Source organism: Alteromonas sp. S015 (assembly GCF_036864485.1).
In the GTDB taxonomy this organism is placed as follows: Bacteria; Pseudomonadota; Gammaproteobacteria; order Enterobacterales; family Alteromonadaceae; genus Alteromonas.
The window spans coordinates 128,842-143,486 of record NZ_JAZETO010000004.1 but is presented as its reverse complement, the minus strand read 5'-3'; the positions used below and the strand labels follow the sequence as shown (position 1 = coordinate 143,486).

At 44.8% G+C, this 14,645-nt stretch carries 15 protein-coding genes; 7 read left to right on the top strand and 8 right to left on the bottom strand.

What is annotated here, in order from left to right:
• Window positions 1-226 precede the first annotated feature (226 nt).
• The 4 genes from V7R42_RS09330 (at window position 227) to V7R42_RS09315 (ending at window position 4,781) form a co-directional block, all read left to right on the top strand.
• Window positions 227-868 carry a glutathione S-transferase family protein gene (locus V7R42_RS09330; RefSeq protein WP_334019913.1) on the top strand — a complete coding sequence of 214 codons (642 nt, stop codon included), beginning with the start codon at window positions 227-229 and terminating at the stop codon, window positions 866-868.
• A 182-nt stretch (window positions 869-1,050) separates the two neighbouring features.
• On the top strand, window positions 1,051-2,895 hold the full coding sequence (locus V7R42_RS09325) for a DUF885 domain-containing protein (protein WP_334019912.1): 1,845 nt from the start codon (window positions 1,051-1,053) through the stop codon (window positions 2,893-2,895).
• A 276-nt stretch (window positions 2,896-3,171) separates the two neighbouring features.
• Window positions 3,172-3,507, top strand: a complete 336-nt coding sequence (locus tag V7R42_RS09320) for a VOC family protein (RefSeq protein ID WP_334019911.1) — start codon at window positions 3,172-3,174, stop codon at window positions 3,505-3,507.
• Between the two features lie 116 nt (window positions 3,508-3,623).
• Complete coding sequence (locus V7R42_RS09315; RefSeq protein WP_334019910.1) at window positions 3,624-4,781, top strand: tetratricopeptide repeat protein; 1,158 nt, start codon at window positions 3,624-3,626, stop codon at window positions 4,779-4,781.
• Window positions 4,782-4,812: 31 nt separating this feature from the next.
• Here the strand turns inward: V7R42_RS09315 and V7R42_RS09310 are convergent, their stop codons facing one another.
• The 5 genes from V7R42_RS09310 to V7R42_RS09290 form a co-directional block, all read right to left on the bottom strand.
• Window positions 4,813-6,867 (bottom strand): NADPH-dependent 2,4-dienoyl-CoA reductase, encoded by a 2,055-nt coding sequence (locus V7R42_RS09310; RefSeq protein ID WP_334019909.1) that lies wholly within the window; start codon window positions 6,865-6,867, stop codon window positions 4,813-4,815.
• A 298-nt stretch (window positions 6,868-7,165) separates the two neighbouring features.
• Entirely contained in the window at window positions 7,166-7,606 is a 441-nt protein-coding gene (locus tag V7R42_RS09305; RefSeq protein WP_334019908.1) for a DUF4426 domain-containing protein, read from the bottom strand.
• A 102-nt stretch (window positions 7,607-7,708) separates the two neighbouring features.
• Complete coding sequence (locus V7R42_RS09300; RefSeq protein ID WP_334019907.1) at window positions 7,709-8,245, bottom strand: YggT family protein; 537 nt, start codon at window positions 8,243-8,245, stop codon at window positions 7,709-7,711.
• A gap of 20 nt (window positions 8,246-8,265) precedes the next feature.
• Window positions 8,266-9,087, bottom strand: a complete 822-nt coding sequence (proC, locus tag V7R42_RS09295; protein ID WP_334019905.1) for a pyrroline-5-carboxylate reductase — start codon at window positions 9,085-9,087, stop codon at window positions 8,266-8,268.
• 50 nt (window positions 9,088-9,137) lie between these two features.
• The gene (locus V7R42_RS09290) at window positions 9,138-9,836 is read right to left on the bottom strand and encodes a YggS family pyridoxal phosphate-dependent enzyme (protein ID WP_334019903.1); all 699 of its coding nucleotides are present in this window, start codon (window positions 9,834-9,836) and stop codon (window positions 9,138-9,140) included.
• A 27-nt stretch (window positions 9,837-9,863) separates the two neighbouring features.
• Here V7R42_RS09290 and V7R42_RS09285 point away from each other — a divergent pair, with 27 nt between their 5' ends.
• The 3 genes from V7R42_RS09285 to V7R42_RS09275 all read left to right on the top strand — a co-directional run bounded on the left by V7R42_RS09285 (window position 9,864) and on the right by V7R42_RS09275 (window position 12,513).
• The gene (locus V7R42_RS09285; RefSeq protein WP_014950464.1) at window positions 9,864-10,907 is read left to right on the top strand and encodes a type IV pilus twitching motility protein PilT; all 1,044 of its coding nucleotides are present in this window, start codon (window positions 9,864-9,866) and stop codon (window positions 10,905-10,907) included.
• An 8-nt stretch (window positions 10,908-10,915) separates the two neighbouring features.
• Entirely contained in the window at window positions 10,916-12,028 is a 1,113-nt protein-coding gene (locus V7R42_RS09280) for a PilT/PilU family type 4a pilus ATPase (protein WP_334019901.1), read from the top strand.
• 167 nt (window positions 12,029-12,195) lie between these two features.
• Window positions 12,196-12,513 carry a putative signal transducing protein gene (locus tag V7R42_RS09275; RefSeq protein WP_334019900.1) on the top strand — a complete coding sequence of 106 codons (318 nt, stop codon included), beginning with the start codon at window positions 12,196-12,198 and terminating at the stop codon, window positions 12,511-12,513.
• Window positions 12,514-12,537: 24 nt separating this feature from the next.
• Here V7R42_RS09275 and ruvX read toward each other — a convergent pair whose 3' ends face one another.
• The 3 genes from ruvX to gshB all read right to left on the bottom strand — a co-directional run bounded on the left by ruvX (window position 12,538) and on the right by gshB (window position 14,610).
• Window positions 12,538-12,969, bottom strand: coding sequence for a Holliday junction resolvase RuvX (gene ruvX, locus V7R42_RS09270; protein ID WP_334019899.1), 432 nt, complete (start codon window positions 12,967-12,969; stop codon window positions 12,538-12,540).
• Window positions 12,962-13,528 (bottom strand): YqgE/AlgH family protein, encoded by a 567-nt coding sequence (locus V7R42_RS09265; RefSeq protein ID WP_334019898.1) that lies wholly within the window; start codon window positions 13,526-13,528, stop codon window positions 12,962-12,964. The genes ruvX and V7R42_RS09265 overlap by 8 nt, the downstream gene beginning before the upstream one ends.
• A gap of 128 nt (window positions 13,529-13,656) precedes the next feature.
• Window positions 13,657-14,610, bottom strand: coding sequence for a glutathione synthase (gene gshB / locus V7R42_RS09260; RefSeq protein WP_334019897.1), 954 nt, complete (start codon window positions 14,608-14,610; stop codon window positions 13,657-13,659).
• Window positions 14,611-14,645: the final 35 nt, after the last annotated feature.

Below are 14,645 nucleotides of genomic sequence, written 5' to 3'. Positions count from 1 at the left end.
AGTAGGTGTTAGTTTTTCTTAGGGTCATCCGCGGTACGTCTCTAGATTTCAATCACTTTATTTCAACAGCAATAAATACCTTCCCCATTTTACGCTATTGGTTCATTGCGCAACGTTTTATGACGTCAGTTGTTACAAATCCTATGTCTTCAAAATAGTATAATTTTGCTATGGTAGCGCTCAATCATTACACATAGCCTTACTCTTAAATAAAGGGAATAGAGTCATGTATACACTTTACGGTTATCCGAAAACCCGCTCGGTTCGCGTGGCATGGGCACTGGAAGAACTAGGTTTGCCTTTCAAGTACAAACTGGTTGATTTAAAACAAGGTCAACACCTGTCTGAGGAATATAAAGCCATAAGCCCTGCAGCAAAAATTCCAGCCCTTGTGACAGACGAAGGTACTTTGACCGAGTCGGCCGCTATTGTCACTTTTTTGGCAGAACGTCACGGCATGCATGAGTTTGTTTCAGAGCCGGGAAGTTTCCAGCGGGCAAAATATGAAGAGATGATGCTGTTTCTTACTAGTGAATTGGAGCAGCCCATTTGGAACTTAGCAAAACACACCTTTGCGTTGCCTAAAGAACAAAGGTTGGAAGAGATGCGTGGTGTGGCGGTATGGGAATTTAAGCGCGTTTTGCCAGTATTTTCTACTATGCTGGGCGACAAAGAATTTGTATGTGGAAATATGTTTACCATGGTCGATATCATAGCTGGGCATATTTTAGCGTGGGCTAAAGGCAGCAAATTAGATATTACTTTAGATGGTAAAACAGACAATGTAGCCGCATATGCGCAACGTGTGTTAGGTCGTGATGCGTATGAGAGGGCGTGGCGAAACGAGATGGCTCATCTGCCAGAATAAACAGCGCTGGGTGCAAAAACTGAATTATATCGTGCCGATGATATGCCTGATATTAGGCAGTCGGTTCGCGTGGCGGACGTTGATAAATGTTTGCAACGCGTTGTATGGCATCAAAAACATAAAGCGACAGCGCTATTTTGCAAAATAAGGGCAAAATAGCGGCAAATAACGAGGGAATAAAAATGAGAGCATTTAAAACACTACTTGTAAGTAGTGCTGTAACCATGGCATTAGGGCTAAGCTCGGCCTTGGCACACGAACACAACAACGCAAACATGCAAAGTTCATCAAAAAGTGCTTCAGTGTCAAAAGAAGCGTCTGAGCACGAAAAACTCTTTGCGTTATTTGCAGCTGCGGACCAGCGCGATATCGAGCTAAACCCAATTATGGCTATTTTTCGCGGCGATATGCGTTATGCAGATAGATTAGGTGACTTTTTCACGGACTCCCACGCTTTAGCTGGAAAAACAGCAACATTGCTCAATTTGTCAGAGCTTAAACAAATTGACCGCAGTAAGTTAAGCGACACCGACAAGCTTGCCTACGATGTATTTAAATACAACGAAGAGCGTTCTTTAGAGATGTCCACAGACGAAATAGAGGCGCTAACGGAAGTACGCCCTATTAACCACTTCAGCGGGTTTCACACTTTCTATCCAACGTTTGCGAGCGGAAAGGGCGCAGCGCCATTTAAAACGGTAGAGGATTACGAAAACAACTTATCACGCCATAAAGACTATATCGCTACGTCTGACCGTGCTATTGGAAAATTCCGCGAGGGTATGGAAAGTGGTGTACTTGAAACCAAACTAACTATTGACCGTGTCATCAAACAATTTGATACACAGTTGGCAATTCCTATTAAAGAGTCGCAATTCTGGGGCCCAATTACTATGTTCCCAGACAGCTTTTCTGATGAAGATAAAGCGCGTTTAACCGAAGAATATGAAGTTGCCACGCAAGCTATTTACGATGCGACGATTCGTATGCGTGACTTCCTGCGTGATGAGTACTTGCCTGTTGCCCGTGAAAGCATCGGTCTAAGCGATATGAAAGGCGGCGAAAAGTTGTATCAGCTAATGGTTGAAGGTTCAACCACGCTGCCAATGACGCCAGATGAACTTCACAAGCTTGGTTTAAAAGAAGTAAAGCGTATCAAGAATGATATGCTTGAGATTAAAGACGAAGTAAATTTTGACGGTACTTTAAACGAGTTCTTCGATTATGTGCGTACCGACCCTAAGTTTAAGCCGGAAAGTCGCGAAGCGCTTACACAAAGCTACTATGATATTGGCCGTGAAGTAGATGAGAAAATTGATCAGTACTTCTCGCTTCTTCCTAAGTCAAAGTTAGAAATAAAACCGTACGACCCTGCCATTGAGCAGTTCAGCGCGGGTGGTTCTTATCAGCCGGGTACACCTGACGGTTCACGCCCAGGCACGTTTTACTTTAATGCCTACGACCTGCCTAGTCGTTTAACCACGGGTAACGTGACTCTGTATCTACACGAAGGCGCGCCAGGCCATCATTTCCAAGTGAGTTTAGCGCAGGAAAACGAAGCGCTACCATCATTCATGCGCTTTAGTTTCTTGCCTGCGTTCGGTGAAGGCTGGGCACTGTATTCTGAAACATTGGGCTATGAAATGGGCTTCTTTGATGATCCATGGAACCGTTACGGCACGCTTCAAGATGAACAACTTCGTGCCATGCGTTTAGTGGTAGATACAGGTATTCACGCAAAGGGTTGGACCCGTGAACAGGCCATCGACTTTATGCTTGATAATTCAGGTATGACACGAACAGAAGTGGTGGCAGAAGTAGAACGCTATATTGCAATTCCCTCGCAAGCGCTATCTTACAAAGTGGGAGCGCTCAAAATTCAAGAGTTGCGAGCACGCGCTGAAAAAGCATTGGGTGACAACTTCGATATTCGCGAATTCCACGCGCAGGTGTTAAATACTGGCGGTATTCCATTGGCTATTCTTGAACAAAAAATTGACCGCTGGATTGCTAGTCAAAAAAGCTAAAAGACAGTGATGAAGCTTCAATATGTTAGCTAACTGTGCATGCCAGCGAGAATAAAAAAGTGAGTTGCCCATTCAATAAGCGGTGCAGCTAACACGCTGTCGATTTATCAACAGGCAAGCCGTTAGCATAACGTTATTATAAAGCCAGCAAACGTTTTACAACTTGCTGGCTTTTTTGTATTTGCGACCAACAGCAGTGATCTTGTAGCGCCGCTTCACTAGAGTAATAAATACACAATTGTGCTACGGTTCGAGTATAAAAGAGGGAGTTTAAACGTGGAATTAGGGCTTTTTTCGTTAAGTTTAACCGTGAAGGATATTAGTAAGTCGAAAGCGTTTTATGAAGCATTAGCCTTTGAAGCAATGCCTTCATGTGGTTCGGTTGAAGATAAATGGCTTATGATGAAAAACGGCAATACCATGATTGGGTTATTTGAAGGTATGTTCGACGACAACATTATGACGTTTAACCCAAGTGATGTTAGGGCACTTCAGGCCCAGCTAGTTGAACAGGGTATTGCTTTAGAAGTACCAGTAAAGGGTGATAGCGGCCCCGGACATTTAATTGTTAAAGACCCAGATGGAAACGCGATTATGTTCGATCAGTTTTGATGAATTGTTTTCATTTTCTTAGAATGTGTCACTGTTGATGAGCGACTTTAGCCTTGTAAAGTACCTATTGAACCTTTAATCTCCAAACATAGAAAGGTTTTCAAAAGGAAAGGGAATTGGATTTAAGACCGTTATTTTTAGCCGCAGCAGTAGTGGCTATTTCTGCATGTCAAAGCTTTGATGAAAACAAATATGTAAATGAAGTTGAGCAATTAACGCCAAGCTGGCGGCTTAATGCGTTCAAAGTTACTGATGTTGAAACGCCTGCCGATTTATTCAAATTATCGCCTCAACAAGAGCAACATTTTTTAACCTACTATAATGACCCTGCCCACAAGAACGTTTTACCAAATCTTCGACTTGCTAATTATTTAGAAGATTTGATGTCAACGTTTAGCTATGCAGGCGACACATTGAAAGCGCAAGATGTAGTTGATAATCGCTACGGTAACTGCCTTTCATTGGCATTACTTACTACCGCGTTTGCGAAGCTGGTTGGATTAGACGTGAAGTATCAGCAAGTTCACACACCGCCTCTATATCGTCGAATTGATGGCATTCTTACGACCTCAACCCACGTTCGCAGCGTTGTTCTGGGGCCTAAGCCTGAAAGAACAGGTGATATCATTTTTACTAGAAAGAGAGTAATCATCGATTATTTCCCTTCAAGGCTAAACGACCGTGGTAACTATATTTCGGAAGCCGACTTCATTTCAATGTACTACCAAAATAAGTCAGCTGAAGTGCTGGGAAAAAATCCCGATTTAGCTTACAGCTATCTAGCTCAAGCGATGAAGTTAAGCACTGCTAATGCGTCTACACTAAATACGCTTGCCGTACTTTATCGGTCAAATGGCTATACTAAAGAAGCCAGAGCGCTGTATGAATTTGCCATTGAAAACGATATTGAATCAGTGCACACACTGTCAAATTTTGCGGTGCTGCTTAAAAAAGTAGGTGACATTAAAACGCTAGCGAAAATTGGCGAAATGTATTTGAAAGCCGATGATGATAACCCTTATCGATGGGTTGATTTAGGCGATGCGTTTTTGGCAAAAGGCAATCTTTCAGATGCCGAAACCTTTTTCAATAAGGCTATTGCTGCTGGGCCTTATTTAGGCGAGGGTTATTCTGGGTTAGCGAAAGTTTACTTTATGCAAGGTAAGATGGTGCATGCAGAAAGTATGATGGAGAAGGCTGTGTCGCTTACATTGCCGTCAGAAAATCGAGAGCTCTACACCGCTAAATTGAACGCTATTCAAAATAGCAGGTAGTGCTTAGTTAGGTTTTGCCTGTCAGCACGTATTAAATACGTGCTGCCAGTTCTGCCCCTTGGCGTATTGCGCGCTTAGCATCAAGCTCTGCTGCGACGTCAGCTCCCCCAATAATGTGCACGGTAAAGCCGGCCTCTTCCAGTGGTTGTTGTAAGGGCTTGAATGGCTCTTGGCCTGCGCAAACAATCACATTATCAACGGGTAACACTTTAGGCGTGTCGTTTATCAGAACGTGAAGGCCCTCATCGTCAACTTTTTCATAGCTCACGCCGTTTATCATTTGTACGTTGTGATGTTTCAATGATTGCCGGTGGATCCAGCCCGTTGTCTTGCCCAGCCCTTTGCCCACTTTTGATGTTTTACGTTGTAATAAATAGACTTCGCGCTCAGAAGGTTCAATCGCTTTTTCTTTAAGTGCGCCTGGCGCAGAGTACTCCTTATCTATGCCCCAATGCGCTAGCCACTTCTCTTTATCCTCAGCTAAATGTTCATGCTCTACTAAGAATTCTGCAACATCGAAACCTATGCCTCCGGCACCAATAATTGCCACTTTCTTTCCGACAGGTTTGTGATCTCGAAGCACGTCTAAATACCCCATCACCTTAGGATGGTCATGGCCTTCAATCGAAAGACTACGTGGGCGAATGCCAGTTGCTAATATCACTTCATCGAAGTCATTCCCCGAAAGGCTGTCTACACTGACTTCGGCATTAAGGTGAATGTTAACGCCGTAGCGCGCCAGCTGATTGCTGTAAAAGCGCAATGTTTCGTAAAACTCCTCTTTGCCGGGTACTTGTTTCGCATAGTTAAATTGGCCACCAATTGCTGCGGCTTTATCGTATAAATGCACATCGTGCCCACGTTCGGCTGCGTACATGGAAAACGCGAGTCCAGCAGGACCGGCACCAACTACAGCCAGCTTTTTCTTGTGCTGTGCAGGGGTAAACGTGAGCTCGGTTTCATAGCAAGCCTGAGGGTTAACCAAGCAACTCGCGCGCTTTTGTTCAAATGCGTGGTCAAGACATGCCTGATTACATGCAATGCAGGTATTAATTAAATTCGATTCGTTGCGCATGGCCTTCGCAACAAAATGTGCATCGGCAAGAAAAGGACGCGCCATAGACACCATATCAGCATGACCATCCGCTAGTACCGACTCTGCAACCTCAGGCGTATTTATTCGGTTAGTTGTCACTAATGGTATCGACACTTCCTTTTTCATGCGCTGCGTAATCCACGTAAATGCTGCACGCGGTACCGAAGTAGATATGGTTGGTACACGGGCTTCATGCCAGCCAATACCTGTATTAATAAGCGTTGCGCCAGCCTTTTCAATTTCTTTGGCTAGGTACACCACCTCGTCCCATTTAGCGCCGCCTTCAACCAAGTCCAACATGGACAGTCGATATATAATGATAAAGTTAGTGCCCACTTTCTCACGAACGCCTTTTACTATTTCAATGGCTAGGCGTGCTCGGTTTTCTAGGCTGCCACCCCATTCATCGCTTCTATGGTTGGTGCGTTCACAGAAAAACTGATTAATGAGATAACCCTCAGAACCCATTATTTCAACGCCGTCATAGCCAGCATCTTGCGCCAGGCTTGCGCACTTAACGTAGTCTTTAATGGTGCTTCTTACGCCACGAGAAGAAAGTTCTCGCGGCTTAAAAGGCGTAATAGGAGATTTCATCGGTGACGCTGATACCGCAAGAGGGTGGTAACCATAGCGGCCCGAGTGCAGTATCTGCATGCAAATTTTGCCGTTTTCTTTGTGAACAGCATCGGTTATCACGCGGTGTTTCTTGGCATGGCGGGAACGCGTCATTCTACCGGCAAACGGTGCTACCCAGCCAGAAATGTTCGGGCTTATACCGCCTGTTACAATAAGTCCTGCACCGCCTTTTGCACGCTCGGCATAAAACGCAGCAAGTTTATCAAACCCACCTTTCTCTTCTTCTAGTCCTAAGTGCATTGAGCCCATAAGGGTACGGTTGCGAAGCATTGTAAAGCCCAAATCTAAAGGGGCTAGCAGGTTAGGGTAATAAGCATTGAGCGCCTGCGAGGGCTGCGGTGAGGGCGTATTCATAATTATTCTCTATTTTATTTTGCTATGAAGGCAGCTAGCGACTTTTTTCTTAACCCCAGCTCCATCAGCTTCAGGTAAAAAACATCTATTTCTTTTGCACTAACTTGCCCGACCAGTTGTTTTGATTATTTACCACTGCAAACAAATGGTAAAGCGAGATAGGTAATTTTTTAACCCTAATAAAAAAGCGAGATGCCTGATAAACGGCCATCTCGCTTTTCATTTGTACGTTTCGTCGGTAAACGACCAGTTAGAATAATACGCAGGCTGCTATTGAAGAATAGTCCTGCGGTTGAAGCTATTCGTCTACATACATTTTTTGTTGAAACTTTAACGTTTGCTTGTTTGAGCCTTTTTGAACGTCAATTTCGAATCTAAATGTTTCTTGATCGCGAAATGGCAGCACGGCAAGGTAATAGATAGCATCACCGTCTTCTACTTTTTTGAAAGTGAGCTTTCGCGAGTTGCCTAATAGATTTTTGGCTGTTCCAGAAACGTCTACGCGTTGTGCCTCTCCAGACGTTTTATCTAGCACAGAAATGTTTACCAGCGCGTTGAACTTACTTCTGACAATGCCATAACTAGCCGCAACTTCAGGTGTTAAAAATGGGGTACTAAACACGATATAATGCACATCCCATTCACCCAGCGTCTGCTTTTGCTCTGCAAATGCAGAGAAGCTGAAACATGACATAACCAATGCTATAAATGCCATGTAGCTTAATTTTATTTTGTTCATGATAAACCTTACCTTGGACTACCTTTTTTACCTTCATGTTTCAGCGGAACTCACTGCACCGTTTAAGGTTTCACCTAATGACTGTCGTTCACACAACATTAATTAGATGGGAAGCGTGTCTTGGATCAGAAGCTGTAAAAACTGTAATGCGATAATGGCAATAAGCACTGACAAGTCTAGCCCACCCAGCGGAGGAATGACTTTGCGAATAGGTGCCAAAAACGGTTCAGTAAGCTGATAAAGGACGTAGTCTATCGGAGACTGGCCTTGAGATACCCAGCTTAAAATAGCGCGTAAAAGCAGTACCCAGAACATTAACGATAGGGTTTCTTTTACTACGCCTAGCACCGACAAAATCGCGATGCCCACGGGGTTTAAACTACCGCCAAACATAAGCCCCAATGTTACAAGCTTAAGGGCACATACCGCCACCGCTAACACAAAGGTAGCGGTGTCGAATCTGCCGATTGATGGGATAATACGGCGCAACGGCCCCACAATAGGGTGGGTTGCTTTTACTACAAATTGACTCATAGGGTTATAAAAGTCTGCTTGAACCATTTGTAACCAAAGGCGCAGAATAACCACCATCAAATAAAGGCTAAATAAGGTATCAACCAAAAATACCGTTGCGTTCATGTTGTATTTTTCCTAAAACGTTATAGCTGTTTTGCCATTTCTTCTGCACGTGCTACGGCGGCGCGCATCGACTTGCTGACAATATCCTTTAAACCTTCATTAATGAAAGTGTTAACGGCTTCTGCGGTCGTGCCGCCCTTAGACGTAACTTGGGCACGAAGCTCACTTAATTCAAGATCTGGGTTGTTACAAACCATTTCTGCAGCACCTAACATGGCTTGCTGGACCATTAGGCGAGATTGCGCTTTATCAAAGCCCATGTTCATGGCTTCTTCCTGCATGTTTTGAAGAAACAAAAAGAAATACGCTGGGCTGCTGCCTGCCGCGGCAATAACACCATTAATGCCATCTTCTTTTTCGACCCACACAGTTTCGCCCACGCTGTTTATCACATCGTCAACGTATTGTCTGTCAGATTCAGACACTGTAGCGTCGGCGTACATGCCAGACATGCCTTTGCCTAATAGGCTTGGAGTATTTGGCATAATGCGAACAACCGGGTATTCGCCACCTAGCATTTCTTGTAATCGAGTAACCGGTAAACCAGCAGCAATACTCATAAACAATTTACCTGACAGGTCGTTGTTTTTTTGCAGTTCGCCACACATGTCGCCCATTATTTGTGGTTTTACCGCAAGCACTATGGCATCAGCAAATTGGCAAGCTTCATCATTAGACTGCGTGGTATGAATTCCAAATTCGGCTTTCAAACCTTCTAACTTGGGTGTTGAAGGGTTTGCTGCAAGGATGTTTTCTTTCGCGTACCCAGATTTGATAAGACCACTGATGATGCTGCGGCTCATGTTACCCGCGCCAATAAATGCTAATTTTTTCTGTTGCATGTAAATCCTATTCGTTGGTTGCGTTTAAGTCTGTTTGGTGAGGCGATGTGCTATTCGGTAGGATAGTCTCGTTTACCGAAAATAGCGGTACCGATTCGCACCATCGTAGAGCCATGTTGAATCGCTTCCACCATATCACCACTCATTCCTACGGACAGGGTATCAAAATTGCTCAGCGATGTATGGTAGTGATCGAATAATTCTTTGAGTTTAGTCAGCGTTTCACGCTGCTGTTGTTCATTTGGATTAGCTTTAGGAATCGCCATTAACCCACGCAATGTCAGGTGCTCTTGAGAGTTAACAAACTCCACTAGCGCATCTAATTCACTTAGGGCTACCCCAGACTTACTCTCTTCGTCATCAATATTAACCTGAATGCATACGTTTAACGGCGGCATCGAGTCAGGGCGCTGCTCGTTTAAGCGGCGGGCAATTTTTTCTCTGTCTACAGACTGAACCCAATCAAAGTGTTCGGCTACAACTTTGGTTTTATTCGACTGAATTGGACCAATCATGTGCCACTCTATATCGCTTAGGTGGGAAAGTTCCTGAACCTTTTCAACACCTTCCTGCACATAATTTTCGCCGAACATACGTTGTCCGGCTTCATACGCTTCCATGATATCTGATACGGGTTTTGTTTTGCTAACCGCTAGCAATTTAACGGAATTTGGTGGACGATGTGCACTGGTAGCGGCTTGGTCTATTCCTTTTCGTGCGGAATGTAGTCTTTCTGCTATTGTTTGCATTATTCACCTTGTTTTGGAGAAGTGGTTGTGGATATTACCGAACTTTTGGCTTTCAGTGTTAAGAATAACGCCTCAGATTTACACTTATCGGCGGGCTTACCACCAATAATTCGTGTAGATGGCGAAATGCGTAAGCTGAATGTGCCAGCCCTGGATCACAAACAAGTACATGGTCTTGTTTATGAGATTATGAACGACATGCAGCGCAAAGAATACGAGGAAAATCTTGAAACCGATTTTTCTTTTGAAGTAAATGGTCTGTCGCGCTTTCGTGTTAACGCGTTTGTTCAAAACCGAGGCGCTGCAGCAGTACTGCGTACCATTCCTAGCAAAGTGTTGACGTTAGATGACCTTGGCGCGCCTGAAATCTTCAAAGAAATTATCAATCAGCCTACGGGCATTGTACTTGTGACAGGCGCCACCGGTTCGGGTAAAAGTACCACGCTTGCGGCTATGGTGGACCATATTAACACGCACAAGCGCGAACACATTCTTACCATTGAAGACCCTATTGAATTTGTTCACGACAATAAACTTAGCTTGGTAAACCAGAGGGAAGTGCATCGCGATACTCACTCGTTTAACAATGCTCTGCGCTCAGCGCTTCGTGAAGACCCCGACGTTATTCTGGTCGGTGAATTACGTGATCTTGAAACCATACGTCTTGCCATTTCAGCCGCGGAAACGGGTCACTTAGTATTTGGCACACTACACACCAATTCTGCACCAAAAACCATTGACCGTATCATTGATGTTTTCCCAGCAGAAGAAAAAGCCATGGTGCGTTCAATGTTATCTGAATCGTTGCGGGCGGTAATTTCACAAACTCTGCTCAAGAAAGTGGGGGGAGGCCGTGTCGCTGCCCATGAAATTATGGTGGGGATCCCTGCTATTCGCAACCTTATCCGTGAAGATAAAGTGCCGCAAATGTACTCAGTTATTCAAACGGGTCAGGCTCACGGCATGCAAACCATGGATCAGTGTCTTCAGCGCTTAGTGGCAATGGGGGTCATTACTAAACAAGACGCAGCAGCGAAGTCCGTTGATAAACAGTCGATGAACAGCTTCTAGAGGCCATTATGTTAGATTCATTATTACAAAGAATGGTTGATACCAATGCGTCGGACTTATTTGTAACGGCAGGGTTTCCGGTAAGCGCCAAAATCAACGGCAAACTTACACCAGTGACGGAAAGCGCGACCTCTGAAGAGGCATCGCTGGCGCTGGTTCACGAAGCGATGACCGAAAAGCAGCAAAATGAGTTTCATACCTCGAAAGAGTGTAACTTCGCGATTGTGAGAGAAGGCATTGGCCGCTTCCGTTGTTCAGCATTTTGGCAGCGTGACCAAGCAGGTATGGTTATTCGCCGTATCGTTACTCAAATTCCAAAAGCTGACGATCTGGGCCTGCCGCGAGTATTAAAAGAAATTATTATGGCTAAACGCGGTCTTGTTCTATTCGTAGGTGGAACAGGCACGGGTAAATCGACGTCACTGGCTGCGCTAATCGGGCACAGGAATGAAAATTCTCATGGGCATATACTGACCATTGAAGATCCCATCGAATTTGTGCACGAGCATAAAAACTGTGTGATTACTCAGCGAGAGGTGGGCATTGATACCCAGTCATTCGACGATGCACTTAAAAGCTCGCTACGTCAGGCGCCTGACGTCATTCTTATCGGCGAAATTCGTTCAATGGAAACCATGGAATATGCCATGTCGTTTGCCGATACGGGGCATTTATGTGTAGCAACGCTTCACGCTAACAACGCAAACCAGGCGATTGAGCGTATTATGCATTTAGCGCCGAAAGATCAGCACGATAAGTTGCGTTTTGATTTAAGCTTAAATATTCGAGCCATAGTAGCCCAGCAATTAGTACCTACGCCAGACGGTAAGGGCAGGGTAGCGGCCATAGAAATACTGCTTAACTCGCCGTTGGTCCGCGACCTTATTCAGCGCAATGAAATCGGTGCGTTGAAAGAAGCGATGAAGAAGGGTAAAGAGCAAGGCATGCAAAGTTTCGATATGGCACTTTATGATCTGTATAAGGCAGGCAAAATTGACATGGACCAAGCGCTGCACCACGCCGACTCGCCTAACGATCTGCGCTTAATGATAAAACTTGATACCAGCGACGGTTCTAGCTTGGGTACGCTATCAAATGTATCTATAGATATGGATGATTAAACGCTTTCGTTTTATGCGGAAACACCATTAGGGTGAGGCGTATTTGAAAAAGCTCACTTAAAAGAACCGGTAGTAGAGAAACTCGTTTTTTCGCGCGATGAGCAGCCCAAGGGCTGCTTTTGTATTTAACAAAGGTGAGCATTTAATTTTTAACAAGAAGGTAGCCAGTGAAAAAACTCTTTACTTCACAAGACGCGTTTGAACTTCAAGCGGTGAGAAGCGAGCTTGACGCACTATCTATTCCCTATATGGTAAAAAATGAATTTGCGGGCGGTGCCATTGGAGAACTGCCATGGCAGGATTCTCAACAAGAAGTTTGGCTTATTGATGATAGCTGGTATGCCAAGGCGTCAACGGTCGTTAATGCGTTTATTCATAAAACAAGTGAAGCGCCGCGTACTGGCGAGGACTGGCGCTGCAATAACTGCGGTGAAGAAAATGGCAGTGCCTTTGATGTGTGCTGGCAATGTGGAGCAGATAAGTAGACGCTAGAAGCGGCGCGAGTTTCGCTACTCGTACTGACTCTCGCTCCAACTGGCAAAAATTACGCAAGCCGACACGCTGTCTACCATATCTTTACTCAGCTTCTTATAGCCACCTAACTCAAACAGCATAGATTTGGCGTCGGTGGTGGTAAGGCGTTCATCGCAGGTTTCTACTGCAACACGAAAACGCCCATGAAGTCGGTTGGCGAACTTGCGTGCACGCTGAGTCATCTCCTGCTCTGTGCCATCCATATTAAGCGGCAAACCAACAACAACCACATGCGGTTGCCATTCATCATAAAGCTTTTCAATCAAGTTCCAATCTGGAATACCATCACGTGCTTTCAGTGCGGGAAGAGGAGAGGCGGTACCCGTAATCTCCTGTCCTATTGCCACACCAATACTTTTAGTACCAAAATCAAACGCCAGTACTGTTCGGTTTCCTATATCAGGCATGGCCGGCCCCAGGCGCAAGTTGCCACACATCCACACCCAACTTATTCACCGTTGCTTGCCATTTTTTATGCATTGGCGTATTGAACAATATGTCTTCGTCGGCCTCGATAGTGAGCCATGCGTTTTCCTGCATTTCCTTTTCAAGCTGACCTGCTGTCCAGCCCGCGTACCCTAAAGCAATCAATATATTTTCAGGGCCTTCATCATTGGCGATGGCAGTCAAAATGTCCTTGGAGGTGGTAACCATAACCCCCGGTGCAAGTTTCAAGCTAGACGCCCACTCTTTTTGAGACGAGTGCAGCACAAAACCTCGCTCCTGGCTTACAGGACCGCCAGCCAGCACAATTTGCTCTGCTTTGTCATCAGACACATTAAGTTCTTTGTCGGTTTGCTCAAGAAGCTGCTTCACGTTCATAGTAGAAGGCTGATTTACCACGATACCCATCGCACCTTCGGCATTGTGTTCGCAAACATAAATGAGTGAACGAGAAAAGTACGGGTCGTCCAGACTCGGCATCGCGACTAGAAAGTGATTTTGTAGGCTTTTTAATTCCGTCATAGCTTGTCTTTTATCTACTATCTTTTACTTTGTCAGGGCCTTTACCCTATTAATGACAAATGCGCTCTATCCACTCATATTTGCTTGCTACAACACAAGCTGAACTGTGTTACAAATGCGACCTTACTTTATTTACTAGCTAAGCGCTTTTCAATGGCGTCAAACAGCGCACCCATTATGTTAATATCGTAAGCTGCTTCTATTTCTCTTACGCAAGTTGGGCTAGTAATGTTTATTTCCGTAATTTTGCTACCTATCACGTCAAGACCCACAAATAGAATATTGTTTTCCTTAAGCTTAGGTGCAATAGCTTCCGCTAACGCGCGGTCAGATTCAGAAATTGGCTGCGGTCGTCCCGTACCCCCAGCCGCTAAGTTGCCTCGGGTTTCGCCCTTGGTTGGTAGTCGTGCTAAGCAATAAGGCATAACCTCACCATCAACAATTAATACGCGTTTATCGCCGTCTTTAATTTCTGGCAGGTACTCTTGAACCATCATATAACGTGTGCCTAACTTGGTTAGGGTTTCAATAATCACGCCTAAGTTATTGCCGTCAGGCTTCACTCTAAAAATAGAAGCGCCTCCCATACCGTCCAAGGGCTTACAGATTATATCTTGATGCGTCTCATGAAAATCACGAATAAGCGCTTGGTTGTTCGTTACCAAAGTATTGGGAATGTGTTCTGGGAAGTATGACGTGAATAACTTCTCATTGTAGTCTCGAAGCGCCTGAGGATTATTTACAACCAGTGCCCCAGCTTCTTGCGCTAGCGACAACACCTGAGTAGCGTACAAAAATTCGCTATCAAAAGGGGGATCTTTGCGCATCAACAACACATCAATGGCGCCTAAATGCAGGGGCGATTCGCTTTCAATGGTGTAAAAGTCTTCGGCTTGGTCTTTCACCGACACGGTTTTACCAAACCCCATAGGCTTACCATTGTCTAAATACAGGTCTTTTAATTCAAAATATACAACCTTTGCACCGCGGCGCTGCGCTTCAAGCATCATCGCGAAGCTTGTATCTTTGTGTGGCTTAATGCTCGCAATGGGGTCCATAATTACGCCGACGGTATATTGCATAATGTTCTCACCTTGAATATTGATAAAATGCCGGC

Excerpts from the sequence above, each read along its gene's own strand:
- V7R42_RS09290 (WP_334019903.1), bottom strand. The coding sequence starts at position 9,836 with ATGCAAACAATAGCAGAAAGACTACATTCCGCACGAAAAGGAATAGAC.
- V7R42_RS09265 (WP_334019898.1), bottom strand. The coding sequence starts at position 13,528 with ATGACGGAATTAAAAAGCCTACAAAATCACTTTCTAGTCGCGATGCCG.
- gshB (WP_334019897.1), bottom strand. The coding sequence starts at position 14,610 with ATGCAATATACCGTCGGCGTAATTATGGACCCCATTGCGAGCATTAAG.
- V7R42_RS09310 (WP_334019909.1), bottom strand. The coding sequence starts at position 6,867 with ATGAATACGCCCTCACCGCAGCCCTCGCAGGCGCTCAATGCTTATTAC.
- proC (WP_334019905.1), bottom strand. The coding sequence starts at position 9,087 with ATGCAACAGAAAAAATTAGCATTTATTGGCGCGGGTAACATGAGCCGC.
- ruvX (WP_334019899.1), bottom strand. The coding sequence starts at position 12,969 with ATGCCTGATATAGGAAACCGAACAGTACTGGCGTTTGATTTTGGTACT.
- V7R42_RS09330 (WP_334019913.1), top strand. The coding sequence starts at position 227 with ATGTATACACTTTACGGTTATCCGAAAACCCGCTCGGTTCGCGTGGCA.
- V7R42_RS09305 (WP_334019908.1), bottom strand. The coding sequence starts at position 7,606 with ATGAACAAAATAAAATTAAGCTACATGGCATTTATAGCATTGGTTATG.
- V7R42_RS09280 (WP_334019901.1), top strand. The coding sequence starts at position 10,916 with ATGTTAGATTCATTATTACAAAGAATGGTTGATACCAATGCGTCGGAC.
- V7R42_RS09300 (WP_334019907.1), bottom strand. The coding sequence starts at position 8,245 with ATGAACGCAACGGTATTTTTGGTTGATACCTTATTTAGCCTTTATTTG.
- V7R42_RS09325 (WP_334019912.1), top strand. The coding sequence starts at position 1,051 with ATGAGAGCATTTAAAACACTACTTGTAAGTAGTGCTGTAACCATGGCA.